Raw genomic sequence first — 17,528 nt, 5'->3', positions numbered from 1 at the left:
CATGCGCAGTACAAGGCGGATATGATCTTGCGTCAGTTCATCAACTTGGGTAGTGCTCAGTTTAATTCATGACTGTTTCATATTAAAGTAAGAATTGCAGTACGCAAATGCAAGATTGGATAACTGATATTGCTGTCTAGCCAGTATAAGATATAATGATACAACCACTGGTCGGGGAGACCCCGACATATGAGGTGGATGGTAAGACAACAGTGCCGTGGATTCTTGGCACCCAACTCCATCCTGATGTTGGTCCGCTCGCACGGGCACCTTCTGGATCCCGTGTTTTGTTGATTGAGGCACATAATTTTGCACGACGAAAATCGTATCATCATGATAAACTCGCAATCATGTTTAGTGGGATGCGACATTTCAGAGATGAACTTGAGGATGCGGGATATGATGTCGTTTATTTCAAAGCACCCACGTTCAGCGATGCTCTTGCGGAGTATTTTGAACGGTATCCTGATGATGAACTCATACAGATGCGCTCACCAAGCTATAATAGCGCGATGCGGTTTGATGAACTCGTTGAAGATGTTGGTGGGCAGTATCGATCTGTCGAGAACGAACTCTTTGTTGGGACAACAACAGCTTTTGATGAGTGGGCGAATAATTCAGATACCGATCCATTCAGACACGAGACATTCTATCGATGGATGCGAGGGAAAAGCGGTGTATTGATGAATGATGGAGATCCTGTTGGCGGCGAGTGGAATTATGATGATGAAAACAGGGACTTCCCTCCAGATGATTGGGAGTCACCGCCAGTATATGACCCAGAGCATGATGAGCTCACAACAGAAACCATGTCATGGGTCGAATCAACGTTTGATACATGGGGAGACACAGACTCACTCATCTGGCCAGTTACTCGCGAACAGGCACTTGAGAAACTGCATCATTTTATCTCTGAGCGGATTCCATCATTTGGTCCGTATCAGGATGCAATGCGACGTGAAGATTGGGCAATGTCACATGCATTGTTAGGCAGTTCAATAAACCTTGGATTGCTCCATCCTGTTGAGGTAATCCAAGAAATCGAAACTGCATATCATAATCGCGACGATATTCCACTGAATTCGGTTGAAGGCGTCATCAGACAAATGCTTGGATGGCGAGAATTCATGCGACATGTTTACCGCCATACAATGCCTGAACTTGGCTCAGCAAATCAACTTGATGCGCAGCATGATCTTCCATCAGCATATTGGTCAGGAGAAACAAACATGGCTTGCCTTGGCGAAACGGTTGATGATGTCAAACAACGCGGATACTCACATCACATACAGCGACTGATGGTGCTTGCAAACTTTGCAACGCTGTGGGGTGCTGACCCAAGCGAATTGAATGAATGGTTTAACGCAACATATGTTGATGCATACCACTGGGTTACGACGCCAAATGTCGTTGAAATGGGACAATACGGAGAGGGAGTCTTTGCGACCAAGCCGTATGTCTCCTCAGCGAATTATATCGATAAAATGAGTGATTACTGTGGTGAATGTAAGTATTATAAGACAAAAGATACGGGCGATGGTGCCTGTCCGTTTAACGCACTATACTGGGACTTCCTTGATCGAAATGAGGAGACCCTTCGAAGCAACCATCGAATGGGGCTGATGTACAGCCATGTGGATAACAAACGCGAGGATGGCGAGATGGAGAATATCAGAGAACGTGTTTCGGATCTTCGCGAAATGGAACGCGCAGGGACGCTATAACTTCTGACTATCCCGATAACCGGATATCTAGGTGCATATTCTGATATCAACGATAGTGGGAGTATCAATTCGCCTGTGAGGATTCTGTAGATAAAATACGGCAAGCGTCCCAGAAGTAGAGGTACTTTATCCCGTGTGTGGAACGTGAATATGAGTATACTCTCAGGCATTTGTGGCATATATCTATGATTCAATTCACGGTTTGGCGTAAAAAGTAGAATATACTACGTAGTACTATATTTGATTACATCGTATCATATTCTAAATATGTCATCACGGCTGGTCCGCGTGACATATACACACTGGGGTCCATGTGATGGTAATGCCCGAATTTACTTTATATGGTGGAAAGGGCGGTGTCGGCAAGACCACTTGTGCGTCGGCAACAGCACTCGCCAACGCCCGCCATGGGAAGCGGACACTTGTGGTTTCAACAGACCCTGCCCATTCAGTCGGAGACCGATTTGAGATGAGTGTCGGTGCTACACCAACATCGGTTCACGACACGTACCCGCTGTATGCTGCTGAGATTGACCCTCAACAGCGACTTGATGATAATTATGCAGATACGATTGACGCGTTGACAAATGAGATTGAGAATCTCGGCGTCGATATTGGTGATACATTTGGAATTGACGCTGGTGATGTTATTGGCAGCGATGAACTTGCTGTCGTCGACGCATTCAGTCAGTATATTGGCGATGATACATGGGATCACGTTGTCTTCGATACAGCTCCAACCGGACATACACTTAAACTTCTCCAACTTCCCGATATCCTTGATTCAACATTTGGCAAAGCATTGCAGGTAAAATCGCAGGTTGAAAGTGTGACAAACGCGGTGAGTGGATTTTTTACCGGTGGGAGTGACGACCGAGAGCGTGGACTCTCAGATATCGATGTTGACTCAACAAAATCCCGTATTGAGCGTGTTGCTACGGTTCTTCAGAACCCAGATCAGACCCGCTTTCGAGTTGTCATGGAACCTGAACGACTCTCACGACTTGAGACTGAACGATTACTCGAACGACTTGAGAGTGCTTCGGTCCATGTTGATCAAATTGTCGTCAATAAAGTGCTCACCGATATTGATACATCATGTACGCTTTGTAGTACCCGCCGAGAAAGCCAACAAAAGGTGTTACAACGGACTCAAGAGCAGTTCGACCAACCAGTGACGACAATTCCGTTAATCGCCGGGCATGACGGATATGAAGTGCTTGAAATTGTCGCTGAGCATCTTGATCATACTGATACATAACTGCGCCTATCGCTGTTGAATCCTGTCGTAATCTCCATTATCGGGGATGCAAGCCGAAAACCTCGCTCTCCAGGGCAAGGAGAATGCTAAGATACCGAACTATTGTATAGATAGTATCATTTCGAATCTCATTACGGGTGTGTTATATATTGATATTATAACCATAGATTATATGCCGCGGAGGACTCTTGTGTCTTGATGTCGATATATAATATATGTCACGAGAAGTCACACACGAGGCAAATGGACCGACACCGCTTGATGAAGATGATCTTGAAGAGCAGGGCGGAACTGCATATCTTTGTGCTTGCGGTCTCTCAAATAACAAGCCGTACTGCGATGGGTCACATAATGCAACGGCAGATGAAGAGGAAGATGTGAGTTATAAATATGAGGATGACGATGACGAAAACCCTCGTCACGAAATTGATGAGATTGCTTTCACAGACGACTGAAATAATAGTTGGCGACATATTCTCAGTAGTCGGGGCTTGACCGTCTCATAGTTGATACGAAGATGCCCGTTGAATACGCGTGATTGCTCGAGTGTCACCGCAAAATAACTCAAATCACTAGGTATAGCCAAGATCTTCAAGCTGACTTCGTGTTGCTGCTGTCACCTCAACAGCATTGCTGTCTGATCGGTTATCTGGAATCTGATCGTCAAGAGACTGTAGTACTGATTTCAGCTCATCAGCAGTGACATCTGTCTCATCACCTGCGATACGGAATCCCTCATCTGTTTCATATCCATACGCAGTGTCTGTCACAACACCACAGTAATCTGTGTCAACGGTATCGATAGCTGATGGGTCATATCCACGCTCGAGCAGCGTGTCACGCCGCATCGTTGCAATCCCATGATACTCAGTTCGCACAGGTGCACTACTACCGTATGTCCGAAGATCTCGACCACGGCTTGCGCTCATGTCAGTGCCATCACTCCCAGTTGCGATTGATAATATCGTCTGATGCACATCAAGTAATGATACAAGATCATCACGTGAGGTATTGGGAAACCCTGGACCTGTAATCACCAATGGAATTTGAAGCAGTTCAGGATAGACCCCATATCCGTGCTCCCATACGTCATATGTCCCGAATAATTCACCATGGTCAGCGATTGTAATCACGTAATCGAAATCCTCGCGTAACGTTTCAAAGATATCACGATAGATATCCGCGAGATATGAGACTGAATCATCGTATGCTGCGGTTGCATGATCGCTATCGAGAGTTATCTCAGGTGTGTCAAGTTCATTCGGATCGATCCCAGCAGCGACCGCATCCGCCGGATCAGTGAATCTTGTCCGGAATGTTGCCTCAAATGCTGGACCCATTGCATACGGCTTAACCGAGCGATGTGATGATGGGACACGATATGGTTGATGAGCTTCCATGAGATTTGCAAACAAAAATGTAGAGTGCTCATCGGTATCGGTGACATTCGCCCCATCACGGTTGATATAGTCTTGAAATGCTGTAGCACCGCTGTCAACGTCTCCAATGTCATATGCGTGGCGTGCATGTTTGACGCCAAGTTGGAGTGACTGCTGAACATCATACTTACCAGACAGTATCTGACGTACACCATCTGCATACGCTATTGATGCTGATGAATCGTTCTCCTCCATATGTCGAAACCAATTGAATATCTCTGGTTCAGGGAGTGAAAGACGCCATGTTCCCTCAAATGAATTAAACCCCCGATCATAATCGTACGCCGGCGAGACATTGATATTTGCAGAAAATGCGTTCGTATCATAGCCAGCTGTTTGCAGTCGCTCAGCGAGCGTTGGGACTGACGTTGACAATGTCCAATCATGAACTGTCACGCCCACCTCACTCGGGTATCGCCCAGTAAAGAGCGATGCATGGGCAGCACCGGTCCAGTGACTCGTTGACCATGCGTGTGTAAATCGCGATCCAGGAAGCCATTCGAAATGTCGATCAAATGCGTCCGCTCGCACCGTGTCAAGAACGACGACTGCAATATTACTCATAAGATTATTAGATACTCATATAGTGAATGTGGTGGTGCCGGATATATCTCTTGAAACTCTGAGCATATTTTTCATATGTTATATGATTGCGTCTGTCTGATTATTATTACCGCTTTGATCGTCGCGGTAGCAAAATAGAACATCTAGGTGAGATGAAACAAAAAGTGATGGTACCGACTAGGCGAGGGAGCACAGTTCGATGTGTTTATTAAATGTTAGATTATGCTCATTTCGTCTTCTGTGCATTCAATTGACGTATATATATTTATACCCGTAACTAAATGTGAGGATTTAATCTGAAGGGGCACATCGTCAATATGTTGTGTCGAACACCTTCGATGAGACGGTTCGATTTTCGCTTGTGCAACTCGATGACTACGGGCCATGGACGGTCACACCGGCTCCACGCCGAGAGACAGATCTCCAGGCATTACAGGCTCGAATTTATGCCGACTTTGCCGACTTTGTCGGTCGAAGCGATGGATATGCATTTTATAATCGATTTGATAATATGCTCGGGGTTGTCAATGATATTTCACCAGAGGAATTCGCTCGGTTTCAAGAACGGATCCGGAATCGATATCCTGTCACTGCTAGTGTTGGTATTGGCGAAGCAACGACACCTGTTGAGGCGGTTCGCCGGGCAAGTGAACAGCTACAACAGGCTGGTAGCGCTCAAGACTCTAATCGGCGCGAAGCACTTCGGTATGGTGGGGTCTCAGGAACAACAACATCGCCACAGATGACAGTTGCGCATTTTGATATTATCGATGTGACGGGGACATACACTGATGATACCAATGCTGTTGATACTGAGTTAGCAATCCGTGATTCCGCTATGACGCTCAGAAAGCATCTCCGATCAGAACACGATAGTGTTGCACAATTTGTTGGTGGTGACAATGTCATTGCAGTCTGCCCACAGCTATCATATGATACGTTTGAGACGATTCTTGAACATGTTAGCGCAGAAGCTGGCGTTGAGTATCAAGTTGGCATTGGGCGGGGGCAGACAGCACACGATGCTGGAAGTGATGCAAAACATGCACTTGAGGTGTGTCGCGAATCGGGTATCTCCGCATATGAAGTCGATAGCACAGATCATACCGCAGACGATGAGACTGACAGTATGAAAAGCGGTCATGGCCGTGACACGGTTGAGTCTGAGTGGGTTGGCGAGTAGTGACGATGAGACAATCAGTATCTCTCAGTGATGTAACTGCCGCCAGTGGTGTTGAGACGAACAGTGTAATAAACACGTACATCAGATATGGATACTGATATAACTCAATCCGGTATGGATACACGCGTATATCTGAGCATGCACAGCGCGCTGTCTAATACGGCTAACAATCAGACGACACAGACAGAAATCGGAGAAAAATATGACTGATAGCTCTGATGTAGACTCCGGTACGCGCGTGCACTCAGATGTGAATGCAGGTGTTGAGACGGATACGGCAGACAAACTTGTTTTTACTGACGTCCGTGATGTCAGTCTACAGTCAGTTTCAATAGAAGATCTTGACCCAAACGGTGTTATCGTTGAGACGACCGTCTCAGCAATCAGCCCTGGAACAGAATTACTCGTATATAACGGAGAGGTTCCTGAGCAGATGGCTGCTGACGCAACACTCGAAACACTCAATGGTGATTTGTCATATCCGACAGCATATGGGTATGCTGCTGTTGGTGATGTTGTCAAAACGGGGACACAAGCAACTGACCGACTTGGCGAGCAGGTCTTTGCATTCCATCCGCATCAAAATCGGTTTTCTGTTGATTCAGATGCACTTATTGCGGTCCCAGATAACTTAGACGCTGAGACTGCAGCATTATTACCGACCGCTGAAACAGCAACGAATTTTCTACTTGATGGATCACCTCGTGTTGGTGAACGCGTTGTTGTGTTCGGAGCTGGTGTTATTGGGCTGTGTACAATACAGTTACTCGCCGATCTTCCAATCAGCGAACTTGTTGTCGTTGAGCCAATCCCTGCTCGGAGAGAGTTAGCACGCTCATTTGGTGCAGATCGTGCGCTTGACCCATCAGCAAGTGAGGATATATTTAGTTCTCATGACCCACCCGGTGCAGACCTCATTTATGAGGTATCGGGTCAGCCAGCCGCGCTGAATGCTGCAATTGATCTTGTCGGGTATGATGGTCGGATCATCGTCGGCTCATGGTACGGTAATAAACCAACAGAGCTTGGACTTGGTGGTGATTTCCACCGTGACCGCATTACAATTACATCGAGTCAAGTGAGTACGATTGACCCTGACCTCCGAGGGCGATGGACGACTGACCGTCGATTATCCGTCGCAATTGAGCAACTCAATACCATTGACGTTGAAGCACTCATTACTGATCGAGTTCCATTTACTGACGCCCCAAGTGCATACAACCGACTGACAGAAACACCTGAGTCAACACTTCAAGTATTACTGACGTATCAATGAGTGAACATACTACATGCAATGCGTAGCACACAATACACGAAACTACATTGGCAGTGGTTATGATCCTAGCTCGGACTCGGACGCAGACGCAGGCGCAGATTCATAGTCGTAACCAGCGCACTCGCAGTATACACTCAAACTGTGTGACAGTGGCTTTGAGACACAATCAAAAGACAAAATCAGAAAAACTACGATATGATTAACAGAGGACTATCAGCAGAAACAAATGATAATAAGCCGATAGAGCGTGAAAATAAATAATGACAACAGCGTACTCATATGAACTTGCTGTCCAGCGTGACTTCATCGCACAACACGTTCTCACAGTGCCAGATCCGGAGCCTCCAGAGGGACAGATACATAGTCACCATTTTGAGGTTGAACTTCACTTTGCAGGTGACTCACTCGGCGAGTATGGATATCTGTTAAATATCGTTACTGTTGAATCAATACTTGAAGATCTCGTTGAGCGATATCGTGATTCAGTACTTAATGACCTTCCTGAGTTTGAAGGACTAAACCCAAGTGTTGAGAATTTCTCACGGATATTCGGCGATCATGTCGCAGAGAGGCTGAGTGTTGCTGGTGAAACCACGCCTGATCAACTCCGAGTGCAAATCTGGGAAGACGATGCAGCATGGGCGAGCCATACACGGACAGTATAACAATGGCTGTTGATCATGCACTCGTTCGATATCTCGAAGCAAAACGAACCGTCGACAATCGGTCGTTCTCACGACGGGTGAGAGAAACACTTCATGAATTGCTCCCTTCAGAACCAGAAATCATTGATGTTGGTGCTGGGACAGGGGCGACGGTTCCACGGTTACTCGACTCTGGAATCGGTGGATCATACCGCGGTATTGACTCATCTGAGCGATTGACTGCATATGCCCGCGCTGTTCGCTCTCGTGAACTCCGGTTTCGGGGATATGATGTCACAACAAGCCCCGATGGGATGTTTACTGTTAATGACACATCAAATATAGACACTGATACTCAATCTGATGCTGAATCAACGCTTACTGTTGCCTTTGAAACGGCTGATGCACTCACTGCTGTGACGAATAGTAATGATATCGACCTTCTGATGGCGCAGCAATTCATGGATCTTGTTTCGATTGAAGATGCACTAGATGTGTTCTTAGATGCACTTCGTCCGGGCGGGTTGGCGTACTTTCCGCTCACATTTGATGGGACGACTGTTTTTCAGCCAGACCATCCCGCAGATAATGCGGTTGAGACAGCGTATCACGATGCGATTGATGCTATCCCGGATCGAGATAGCCATGCAGGACGACACCTCTTAGATGCACTCCGCGATCGACCTGGAACGGTGCGTGCGGTTGATGCTGCTGATGCAATCGTCTATCCGCAAGGGAATACATATCAAGGTGATGAACAGTATTATCTTCAGCAGTTACTCGCGTTTGTTGAGGAGACTGTGACAAGTGATGTCGTTCCTGAAATTAATGAATGGATTACATCGCGACGTCAGCAGATATCCGATGGACTACTCAGTTATGTTGGTCATCGGTATGATATATTATATCAGACACCGACACGTCACTCATAGTAATAGTTGTTCTCATCCAATCATACACGTAAAAAATGTCGAGCCAGGATTCATCTGTTATTCCTCCCATTGATCGTGAGAGAGACTTCAGCTCTGTAATCGGTGTTTGATATTTGATATTGATATCGATATCAAATGTCGATTCAGATCCGAGTCGAACAGAGTCCAATATTTCTGGGTTTGACTTTGGTTTGAACTACTCTTCGGGATTAAGATCAATTGTTCCGTCAACAGTCCAATGTGCATGGTCTGCATCGGGTCCAGTCTTACTCGGAACCTGAATCTCCATATTGCGGAGTCGGAGTGTGGTCGACCCGTCACCACCGCTCATCTCTTCGTACACCATTGCAACGAGTTCAGGCCAGTTGTTTGTCTGCTCGACTGGAGTATCATCATTCGAACTCATACATGTCTCAATTCGACCGCAAGGAAATACCGGTGTCGGTATCCGTTTTGTATGTATATATGCTGATGATTCTTGAACAATATCTATCAAAACCATCTATCAGAAAAGAATAGCGCAAGTGCCCCGACTCACCGTGGGCGGGGTGAAGCGCGTCAAAACACGAGCTTCTGAGAGATAGCGAACCATAACAAAATACAGTGCAATCGTCCAAGCTCACCCAGACAATGTTGTTCGGACTAGACATCTACACAGGGAGTGACGACAACTTGCTAACCGGTTGTCTCGAAGCCCGACGCATCCGCAACGAAACCAACCGACTCGGTCGAGCTGGTTGGGACTGGAGTAAGATCAAATCAAGTGTCGTTGACAACGCTAATCACCTCAAAAACACCAGTCAACTCATCGTTGACAGAGTACTCGGTGAAATCGAAACGTATCACGACAACAAAGATGACGGCTGAGGATGGTCCTACCCGTACATTGACCAGTCGTACTCGATGGTAATGAACCACGGCGAAGGCTACCACCTGTTCCTCGAAGACGACAGGACGGTTCGGTTCCGTATCATTGCTACGAGAGGCAGGCACCTCAAAGCTGAACTCCGTGGTAGCCTCGACCACGTCGACCACTTCGACCGTCTACGGACTGCGTTCAGCGATGAAGTAGCGGGTTGGGACCGCTGAAGTCGTTCACAACCACACGAGTGGCGACTCCACGTCATGGTCATATGTGAGTCTCATCAAGTCGCCAGCAAGAACAATGCAGACACAATTGTTGGTGTGAATGTGAACGAGGATTGCATCGCACTCGCTGCGATGAGTCGAAACGTCTCGGTGAAAGAACAACGCCACGAGTTCTTCACCAAACGTAAGCGGATGCAGAAAGCCAAACAGACTGCGTTCGAGACAGTCGTCCAACCGTAGAACCCGACTACGTTCATGACTGTCTACACAAGTCTCGCAGTTTTCGAGTCCGGTCATCGTCTTTGAATACCTCAAGGATATGCGGGAGTCCATCGACTACGGTACGCGGATTAATTGTTGCCTCCACTCACTCGCATTTCATTCCCTCAGAGAGATGGTGGAGTACAAGCCTGCGTGGAACGGGATCCCGTCAGATGAGGTTGACCCAGAATACACGAGCCAGCGATGCCCGAGAACGGAGTGCCAGCACACAGAACGGGGGAATCGAGACAAGAAGCGGTTCAAATACCAGCAGTGCAAGTTCCAAGACGATAGCGACAGAAAGGTGACGGTGTGCGTGATACAGAACTAGTTCGAGCAACAGGACAATGAGAATGTGCCGTCTCTCGAAACCCTCCCTCGCGTGAAGACGGTGAGACGGGCGGTATCGAGGGCTGGTGGAGACCCCGACTCTCACACATCCTTGGATTCGGGTGTTGACCGACACGGAATGTCGGCGCAACTGTCACAGGGAGCACGAGAGAAATTAAAATCCGTTGCGTCAGTGATGCAAGATTAAACACGGACGCATTGCACTACCGTGCGCGGGGTACTTCATATAGTTCATGCTCTGCGTAAATCATCGCGACACAGCACCCACTGATGATCAGCGTGGACGTTGTCGCACTACGGTTCTGTCACAAGAGAGCCAGCAGTTGAGTCAATATGCTCACGAGCAGCAGCGAACGCTTCTTTTGGCGTTTTAAATGAGCCAAGATGCGTCCATTCACCAGTTGGCGTCGCTGTGTACGTATCAAAATCATCGCCACGATATTCGTGTGACTCAACATAGAGTTCCTCTGTGATAGTTCCTGTTTCATCCTGACAAAGCCAGACTCCCAGTTCTTTTCCACCCTCAAGATCTCGACGCCGATGCCATTCCATATCTTTATTATTGAACCGGATGCTCAAATCATGATTGCTGTCACGCGGTGTTCATCGGTTATGTTGCAAGTGGTACTTACACCGATCAACAATGATAATCATAGGCACAAATAAAAACACTCGCTCATATGTGAGCTCGTATCTCAGCACTGGTTGAATCGCATCTCAATTCGATTTCCAGATGGGTCGCGTGTCTCAACGTCAACCGTCCCATTAGACCGCATCACAACCCAGTATACGAGCCACAATCCAAGCCCACTTCCATGATAGACAGATCGAATCTCGGTCCCACGCTGGAGTATTTGTCTATCCATGCCTGGAATTGGCTGATTTTCATCTTCGACGCGTACTACCACCTCATTCTCCGTTGGAAGTCTCTCAACCGTGATTGACACCTGTGTCTTAGCAGCGTCAGGTGATCGCGGTAACGATACCAGTGATAACGATTGCATCGATTCATCATCTGCACTATGAGCTACTGTGGTGTCTCTGTTGAATTCATCAGTCATTGAGACAGTGTCACTGGTAGAATGAATAATAGCATTATTGATTAACTCCTCTATTGCGGTACGGACCTGTGGAATTGCTCGCACCGGTGGTGTCTCTTTACAGTTAATGTCGATAGACGCCCGTGTGTATGTTTCTGAGATACGCTCGGCTGTCTGTTGTGCAACATCGCTCAGATTAATCTCTTGAGACTCAGGCGGGTCAATAATTAAATCAGTAATTGTTGTTGATTGCTCAGCGAGCGTTATGACATCGTTAGCTGTCGTAACGATATTAGCAGTATAATTCTCATTGCTGTCAGTCGTATTACTAATCATTGTTTCTGCATATCCACGAGCAATATTCATATCATTTCGTAGGTTATGTCGAAGGACGCGACTTAATAATTCAAGATGTTGTTGATGTTCTTTCAATTCTGTAATATCTGTGAGAATCACCACATATGATGTCGTCGACGCGTCTTGTGAATTAATTGGTGTAATCGTCTGTTGTGTATAGTATGTTGTTCCATCCTGACGTTGTTGGATAACCTCCGTCTCTCTTCCACCAGTATCTTGTATCTGTTCCCAGAGATCGTCAGGATACGCATTGGGGGCATCTGGGGCGTTCAAGATCGCTGGTGAGCGCCCGATGAGTGTTGAACGGTCATACCCAGTGTTCTTCTCGAACGCTGGGTTAATGTATTCAATTGTCCCACGGACATCAGTCATGAATACAGAGTGATCGACTGCCTCAATAGCCTGCTGGAATCGTTGACGCTTAATTTCAGTCTCAGCGAGCTGTAATCTGGCTTCTCGTGACTCTGTTACGTCAATGTATGCAAATACTGTCCCCGATTGAGAGCCTGATGATCGGATATCACGTTTGATGATATTATAATATTTTGTGGCGCCATCTTGATCCCACTGGAATGATTCGCTGTTATGTGTAAGATTAGATAATTGTGGTGCGACGGTTTCAAACAACTGTCCTTCTGATCCAGCGAGTGTTGAAAATACGGCAGTAGCGTTGGATCCAAGATATCTAATCCGCCCTTCTGCATCAGTGAGGACAACTGCATCAGCAATATCATCAAGTGCCTGCCGGCGCCACGATTGTGAAACGGAATATAATTCTTTATTGGTGACAGTTGCGGTTCCAAGCGCAAAGAAAGCCATGCCAAGTGGTGCATAACTCACTTCAATAAGCACTGTTGGAATGGCATCTGCATAAACAAGCACATCAAGAAGCGCTGGTGCGGCGGTTAACGCGAGCACCGCTCGAAATCGGGTGGTATCAACGCGTGCTTGTGGAGCCGTGGTAAATAACCAGTATAATCCGATTGAGACAGCCGTGTATGCAATGCCCGCAACAAACCAATACAACGGTCCTGGATTAAATGAAAGGTGTAAAAATGGAAGCGACTTTTGCGCTGAGATAAAATAGAGATTGTGAATCGGATTGGTAATCTTTGCAATGACAATAACCAGATATACCGCCAGTGCCAGAGCGCGATTGATCGTGCTCTGATGATAACTAAATCCTGCGTATGCTGAGGCAACATATAGCCATGCGCCAATACTTGCAAGACCGATAATCAATCCTCCAATCCGAAGTGCGATGTCGACGCGCATATCTGGAACCGCAATCCGTGCTGCCGTCGTCAATGACCACACTCCGGCAAGGATGAACAGCCACATGAGACCGGTTCGAAAGTCATTATCAACGGCGCGACGAGCTCGATATGCTCCAGTGAAGCAGGCTACAGTGGCGAATCCAAAGACGGATAGATAGGCTATCCAGATGTGATTCACAAGTGTGTATTGGATATTCCCACCTCAATAATATTGTGGAAAGTATCACATCGATTATTGATATAGAGAATTAAGTAAATCGGTTCCTCAACATATCAAATATTGTTTTTTTACTATTCGCTGTGCTAACACCCTGCTTATTATCGATTTAATTACTATATCCTGGAGTCATGTAGAGTTGTGCTCACAAAAGCCCGTACCCAGATGAAAAGACTGCGTTATAAAATGAATATAATTAAACATTTGTTATATTGATGACGTATTAAGTTCTATTCGGAAATCATATCAAACATAATATAGATTTTAGACAACAGAAAGAATATAGGTATACAGTGATTATATGATTATAGCAGACGTAATAATTCGAGTTATTCAATCCGTTCATCTGAAAAACATAATAATTGTACAGGTACACCGATAATGATACGTATTCTATATCTAATTACACATCAGTTTAAATTACTTCGCTGCTGTCCTCATGATCGCGAGAAGAAATCTATATCTGAGATTATTATACTAACCGGAGTTGATAGAAAACGCTTGAAAAATAAACTATTAGAGTATCATCAATGAATAATACATCAGATAAAGATATTGAGTTTGATACAGATGAATTCTTAGAGTGGGCTGAGGAGATGGCTGAGTCCGAGGGAGTATCAACAAATGAAATATTGGATCAGACTGTTTCTGCATATTGGGTATATACTGAATTACAACGCACGCTGAACTCTGTTACAGACACAACAACTGCCAACCAGTCAAATCATGACCAGGAAACTGGTGCATCCACCGGCGGTAATGATACGATTGATCAAAAAGAACAGCCGTTACCGGTAGGAAAGCGGGAATCTGTATCAACGTCTAAATCTGAAGAGAGTGGCGTCTCTGAAAGCGGTCCGGACTATAATGATGGACTCAGGAAAATGTCAGATGAACGGTCTGAAAAGGAGTTGTGGCAGCGATTGTACGACTTATCAGATAAGATTGACCAGAACCGCCGAAGCCAGACTGAGCGTTGGGTCCGACTTCAAGACCGTGTCAAGAGTATCGAACAAGAAGTGAATATAATGGAGAATGAAAATCGGGGCTCACGCAATTCATCTGAGAATGATGCGAAAATGGCTAATGTACAATCTGAAATCGAATTACTGAAAGAAGAAATTGAGCAACTCAACCAGTCATATGAAGAATCTCTTGAATTACGACAGGAATTCAAATCGAGGATTGAAGAGCTTGAGAGATCCCAAGAAACAATCCAATCACGGGTTGATGATGAGTTTGACTCAATTGAAAGTGCGTTTGAAACAGCACTCAATCGACAAGAGGAGTTTGAGACACGCCGGAGTCAGCTAACAAATCAAATTGAGGATAACACTGACATGATTAGCTCTATAAGTGAGGATAAAGAAACCTTAGAAGCAATCAGACAAACAGCTCTCCAAGAAGGGATAGAACATGCAAAATGTGACTACTGTGATGAGGATATAAATATCTCAATGTTAGCCTCACCAGCATGTCCATTTTGTGAGACTCCGTTCAATGATATTGACCCGAGCGGATGGAATCCACTCACTTCAGATGTCCTTACCGGTGCCCCACGGAATCTATCAGCTGATGAGTCAGAAGATTTTAGTCCATTTCTAGATGAAGAGACGGATGAAAACGGACTGAGCTAATTGATGATTATTGGATATCAATTGCATAGTGTACAAACGGTATGTCACTCGGTATTTGTTCTCTTCTCATGACCGAGGAAGATGACATGGATGATGAAGCAGAGACGAGTACCACTGTCCGATCCCGGTTTGCTAAGTTTGAATCTCCTGATGATATAGATACAGACGAATCAGCAGATAACAATATTAATAACGATGATGATGATGCCCTCTCAGACGATGAGACAACTGCGGACGCAGACTCAAGTTCAGATTTCGCTAGCGATACTGATACTGATACCGATACAACCACGCCAGATCCAGAAGAGCACATAACGAATGACTCCCGCTCTACTCGCGTCTGGTCCGATGCGGCAATTACGGATGCAACTGATACTGACTCTGACAGTATCAAAACTGGACTATCAAGCGATGATCGTCTGAAAAATTCTGATGATATGTCTGATTCTGCCGTATCTACGGGTTCAAATCAACACTCAACTGAGCCTGCGGCTGACAGATCTCAGCGTGACTCGGAGCGTATATGGAACCAGCCCTCTGGTTCAGATTCATCAAATGAGGCAAGCACATCTAGTAATCAAAATAAAAATAGCTCTGTGAATATCGGTCAAACAGACATCCCTGAAGAAATCATCACTGATAGTAACCAGAACGAGAATACGTCCGTGAATACTGGTCAGACTGACTCTCCGGTTGCCCCGCAGTCACAGTCACAGTCACAGTCACAGTCACAGCAATCGTCATCACTGACGGACAGTACCTCTGCTGAGAGTATTCAGAGTGATAGTAGCACCGTCTCTGATGGGTCACAAGCGCTTCTGCTTGGAGAGGATAACTCACAAACATGGAATGCTGGATTTAATCATATACTAGAAACACAGTACCCACAGAATCTATTATTACTTGTTCCAGCAGGTGAGACGATCGATATACTCCGTGCGTGTCAGGAACATCCGAGTTGGGACGGTGGTGAGATTATCATTATCAAAGTCGGAGCAAGTGTTCCTGGAGACATGTCAGTTGCAGAACTATCTGGTGATGGGATGGATGAATCAATTGAAACACACCAGATATCCGATCAAACTGATCTGTCCCGACTTGGTATTCTCATTACACAGGTACTTGATAACTGGCAGAACCCAGATCAAAATACAGTCTGCAGCGTTCATACGCTTCAGGCGTTCCTGCAGTATCTTAGCCCACAGAAAGTATTCCAGTTTTTATATACACTCAGTCGACGTCTCCAATCTGCAGATATTGAGACAACCTATCTAATGACACCGTCAGATGGAGACCGCACAATCAATACACTTCGACCAATATTTGACACCGTCATTGAGACGTGACCCGGTTCTCAGAGTGAACCAGCGATAATAGCTTACTTGATATCTGAGTAAAATCGACTGATTATCCGCAGATAAAATGATCTGTGATTAATCGGAGACGGTGATGATTATTTAATTGAACAAAATACTCACTGCAATTCTGGTGGTGGTCCAGAGTCGCCCAATTCCATCCGTTTTCGTTGGATTGTCTGGATAACTCCTGCAGCAGTATACGAAACAAGCATTCCAATTGTCACGAAGATAAGTTGACTTCGCTGGAGAACACCGATTCCAGTGTATGTAAGTCCGACAAGTGCACTGAAAGCGGCCGTTAGACCAATATAAAATATACTCCATGGAATATCATCGCCTGCCACAACCTCAAAGTAGATATTTAATTCATCGGCAGCGTCAGTGAGACTGACCATTCCGTTTTCTTCATCGTATTCAACAATCCCTTCATCATCAAGTGTTGAAAGATGTGATTGATATAACGAGATATAAACCCGTTTTCGCTCCTGTGAATTTAACTGTTCAATCGGTTTTTCATTCTCCCATGCGGCTACCTGTTCAGCAAGGTCCTGAACGCTTACTGCCGTGTCTAATTGCTTGAGATGATGAATGGCATATCGCCGGCGCTGATCAGAAAGAATATCATATGCCTCATCCGTCGATAACGCCTTTACACTGTTTTGTTGTTCGGCAGCGTCGGCTATCATCATCAGGGTTATTCGTACATATACTGACAATCCAATCAATATCAAACCAACGAATTTTGAGTTGTTACTTACGGAGAATCGAGGAGAAAGCCTCGCGCTTCAGCGCGGGAATGAATCTCAATGGGTCACATGCAGGGTATCATAAGTATTATCTTGACTTCTTCTGTGAACATACTCCTCATAACGTTGAGTCAATAAGATGATATACCCAGAGTTCTTATAATAATGAGAA

Annotated in this window: 17 protein-coding genes; 11 read left to right on the top strand and 6 right to left on the bottom strand. The window is 45.7% G+C overall.

Annotation, left to right across the window (positions count from 1 at the left end; translation table 11 throughout):
- The first annotated feature begins 155 nt into the window (after positions 1-155).
- The 3 genes from HQRW_RS07680 to HQRW_RS07670 all read left to right on the top strand — a co-directional run bounded on the left by HQRW_RS07680 (position 156) and on the right by HQRW_RS07670 (position 3,440).
- A complete protein-coding gene (locus HQRW_RS07680) occupies positions 156-1,724 on the top strand; it encodes a cryptochrome/photolyase family protein (protein WP_077260075.1) in 1,569 nt (522 codons plus the stop codon).
- Positions 1,725-2,046: 322 nt separating this feature from the next.
- Complete coding sequence (locus HQRW_RS07675; RefSeq protein ID WP_014556151.1) at positions 2,047-2,985, top strand: ArsA family ATPase; 939 nt, start codon at positions 2,047-2,049, stop codon at positions 2,983-2,985.
- Positions 2,986-3,200: 215 nt separating this feature from the next.
- On the top strand, positions 3,201-3,440 hold the full coding sequence (locus HQRW_RS07670) for a CDGSH iron-sulfur domain-containing protein (protein ID WP_011571670.1): 240 nt from the start codon (positions 3,201-3,203) through the stop codon (positions 3,438-3,440).
- A gap of 117 nt (positions 3,441-3,557) precedes the next feature.
- On the opposite strand, the gene HQRW_RS07665 is transcribed toward HQRW_RS07670, so the two are convergent.
- Positions 3,558-4,988, bottom strand: coding sequence for a sulfatase-like hydrolase/transferase (locus tag HQRW_RS07665; RefSeq protein ID WP_014556150.1), 1,431 nt, complete (start codon positions 4,986-4,988; stop codon positions 3,558-3,560).
- A gap of 322 nt (positions 4,989-5,310) precedes the next feature.
- Between HQRW_RS07665 and HQRW_RS07660 the strand changes: the two genes are divergently transcribed.
- From HQRW_RS07660 to HQRW_RS07645, 4 genes are all read left to right on the top strand, one after another.
- Positions 5,311-6,171, top strand: a complete 861-nt coding sequence (locus tag HQRW_RS07660; protein WP_011571668.1) for a GTP cyclohydrolase III — start codon at positions 5,311-5,313, stop codon at positions 6,169-6,171.
- A 202-nt stretch (positions 6,172-6,373) separates the two neighbouring features.
- A complete protein-coding gene (locus HQRW_RS07655; protein WP_014556149.1) occupies positions 6,374-7,447 on the top strand; it encodes a zinc-dependent alcohol dehydrogenase in 1,074 nt (357 codons plus the stop codon).
- A gap of 260 nt (positions 7,448-7,707) precedes the next feature.
- Positions 7,708-8,112 (top strand): 6-pyruvoyl trahydropterin synthase family protein, encoded by a 405-nt coding sequence (locus HQRW_RS07650; RefSeq protein ID WP_011571666.1) that lies wholly within the window; start codon positions 7,708-7,710, stop codon positions 8,110-8,112.
- A complete protein-coding gene (locus HQRW_RS07645; protein ID WP_231852278.1) occupies positions 8,085-9,023 on the top strand; it encodes a class I SAM-dependent methyltransferase in 939 nt (312 codons plus the stop codon). The genes HQRW_RS07650 and HQRW_RS07645 overlap by 28 nt, the downstream gene beginning before the upstream one ends.
- 196 nt (positions 9,024-9,219) lie before the next feature.
- Here the strand turns inward: HQRW_RS07645 and HQRW_RS07640 are convergent, their stop codons facing one another.
- Together HQRW_RS07640 and HQRW_RS16240 are read right to left on the bottom strand one after the other, a co-directional pair.
- Positions 9,220-9,429: a hypothetical protein gene (locus HQRW_RS07640; RefSeq protein ID WP_065757402.1), complete on the bottom strand. Its 210-nt coding sequence runs from the start codon at positions 9,427-9,429 to the stop codon at positions 9,220-9,222.
- A 353-nt stretch (positions 9,430-9,782) separates the two neighbouring features.
- A complete protein-coding gene (locus HQRW_RS16240) occupies positions 9,783-10,049 on the bottom strand; it encodes a hypothetical protein (protein ID WP_197535305.1) in 267 nt (88 codons plus the stop codon).
- Between the two features lie 99 nt (positions 10,050-10,148).
- Here HQRW_RS16240 and HQRW_RS16235 point away from each other — a divergent pair, with 99 nt between their 5' ends.
- Positions 10,149-10,352 carry a hypothetical protein gene (locus tag HQRW_RS16235; protein WP_197535304.1) on the top strand — a complete coding sequence of 68 codons (204 nt, stop codon included), beginning with the start codon at positions 10,149-10,151 and terminating at the stop codon, positions 10,350-10,352.
- A 79-nt stretch (positions 10,353-10,431) separates the two neighbouring features.
- Positions 10,432-10,704: a zinc ribbon domain-containing protein gene (locus HQRW_RS16950; RefSeq protein WP_394324560.1), complete on the top strand. Its 273-nt coding sequence runs from the start codon at positions 10,432-10,434 to the stop codon at positions 10,702-10,704.
- Between the two features lie 314 nt (positions 10,705-11,018).
- On the opposite strand, the gene HQRW_RS07630 is transcribed toward HQRW_RS16950, so the two are convergent.
- Together HQRW_RS07630 and HQRW_RS07625 are read right to left on the bottom strand one after the other, a co-directional pair.
- The gene (locus HQRW_RS07630; protein ID WP_014556145.1) at positions 11,019-11,276 is read right to left on the bottom strand and encodes a hypothetical protein; all 258 of its coding nucleotides are present in this window, start codon (positions 11,274-11,276) and stop codon (positions 11,019-11,021) included.
- A gap of 143 nt (positions 11,277-11,419) precedes the next feature.
- Positions 11,420-13,576: a PAS domain S-box protein gene (locus HQRW_RS07625; protein WP_014556144.1), complete on the bottom strand. Its 2,157-nt coding sequence runs from the start codon at positions 13,574-13,576 to the stop codon at positions 11,420-11,422.
- Between the two features lie 569 nt (positions 13,577-14,145).
- Here HQRW_RS07625 and HQRW_RS07620 point away from each other — a divergent pair.
- Complete coding sequence (locus HQRW_RS07620) at positions 14,146-15,252, top strand: hypothetical protein (protein WP_014556143.1); 1,107 nt, start codon at positions 14,146-14,148, stop codon at positions 15,250-15,252.
- A 68-nt stretch (positions 15,253-15,320) separates the two neighbouring features.
- The gene (locus tag HQRW_RS07615) at positions 15,321-16,598 is read left to right on the top strand and encodes a DUF7504 family protein (RefSeq protein WP_149031535.1); all 1,278 of its coding nucleotides are present in this window, start codon (positions 15,321-15,323) and stop codon (positions 16,596-16,598) included.
- Between the two features lie 128 nt (positions 16,599-16,726).
- Here the strand turns inward: HQRW_RS07615 and HQRW_RS07610 are convergent, their stop codons facing one another.
- Positions 16,727-17,299 (bottom strand): DUF7344 domain-containing protein, encoded by a 573-nt coding sequence (locus HQRW_RS07610; protein ID WP_014556141.1) that lies wholly within the window; start codon positions 17,297-17,299, stop codon positions 16,727-16,729.
- Between the last annotated feature and the right edge of the window lie 229 nt (positions 17,300-17,528).

Source organism: Haloquadratum walsbyi C23, assembly GCF_000237865.1.
Classification (GTDB): Archaea; Halobacteriota; Halobacteria; order Halobacteriales; family Haloferacaceae; genus Haloquadratum; species Haloquadratum walsbyi.
Note: the sequence above shows the minus strand (reverse complement) of the source record. Positions and strands in the feature narration are given on the sequence as shown.

Coding starts and splice junctions, on each gene's coding strand:
- HQRW_RS07680 (WP_077260075.1), top strand. CDS start 156: ATGATACAACCACTGGTCGGGGAGACCCCGACATATGAGGTGGATGGT.
- HQRW_RS07675 (WP_014556151.1), top strand. CDS start 2,047: ATGCCCGAATTTACTTTATATGGTGGAAAGGGCGGTGTCGGCAAGACC.
- HQRW_RS07670 (WP_011571670.1), top strand. CDS start 3,201: ATGTCACGAGAAGTCACACACGAGGCAAATGGACCGACACCGCTTGAT.
- HQRW_RS07665 (WP_014556150.1), bottom strand. CDS start 4,988: ATGAGTAATATTGCAGTCGTCGTTCTTGACACGGTGCGAGCGGACGCA.
- HQRW_RS07655 (WP_014556149.1), top strand. CDS start 6,374: ATGACTGATAGCTCTGATGTAGACTCCGGTACGCGCGTGCACTCAGAT.
- HQRW_RS07650 (WP_011571666.1), top strand. CDS start 7,708: ATGACAACAGCGTACTCATATGAACTTGCTGTCCAGCGTGACTTCATC.
- HQRW_RS07645 (WP_231852278.1), top strand. CDS start 8,085: ATGGGCGAGCCATACACGGACAGTATAACAATGGCTGTTGATCATGCA.
- HQRW_RS07640 (WP_065757402.1), bottom strand. CDS start 9,429: ATGAGTTCGAATGATGATACTCCAGTCGAGCAGACAAACAACTGGCCT.
- HQRW_RS16235 (WP_197535304.1), top strand. CDS start 10,149: ATGGTCATATGTGAGTCTCATCAAGTCGCCAGCAAGAACAATGCAGAC.
- HQRW_RS16950 (WP_394324560.1), top strand. CDS start 10,432: ATGCGGGAGTCCATCGACTACGGTACGCGGATTAATTGTTGCCTCCAC.
- HQRW_RS07630 (WP_014556145.1), bottom strand. CDS start 11,276: ATGGAATGGCATCGGCGTCGAGATCTTGAGGGTGGAAAAGAACTGGGA.
- HQRW_RS07620 (WP_014556143.1), top strand. CDS start 14,146: ATGAATAATACATCAGATAAAGATATTGAGTTTGATACAGATGAATTC.
- HQRW_RS07615 (WP_149031535.1), top strand. CDS start 15,321: ATGACCGAGGAAGATGACATGGATGATGAAGCAGAGACGAGTACCACT.
- HQRW_RS07610 (WP_014556141.1), bottom strand. CDS start 17,299: ATGATGATAGCCGACGCTGCCGAACAACAAAACAGTGTAAAGGCGTTA.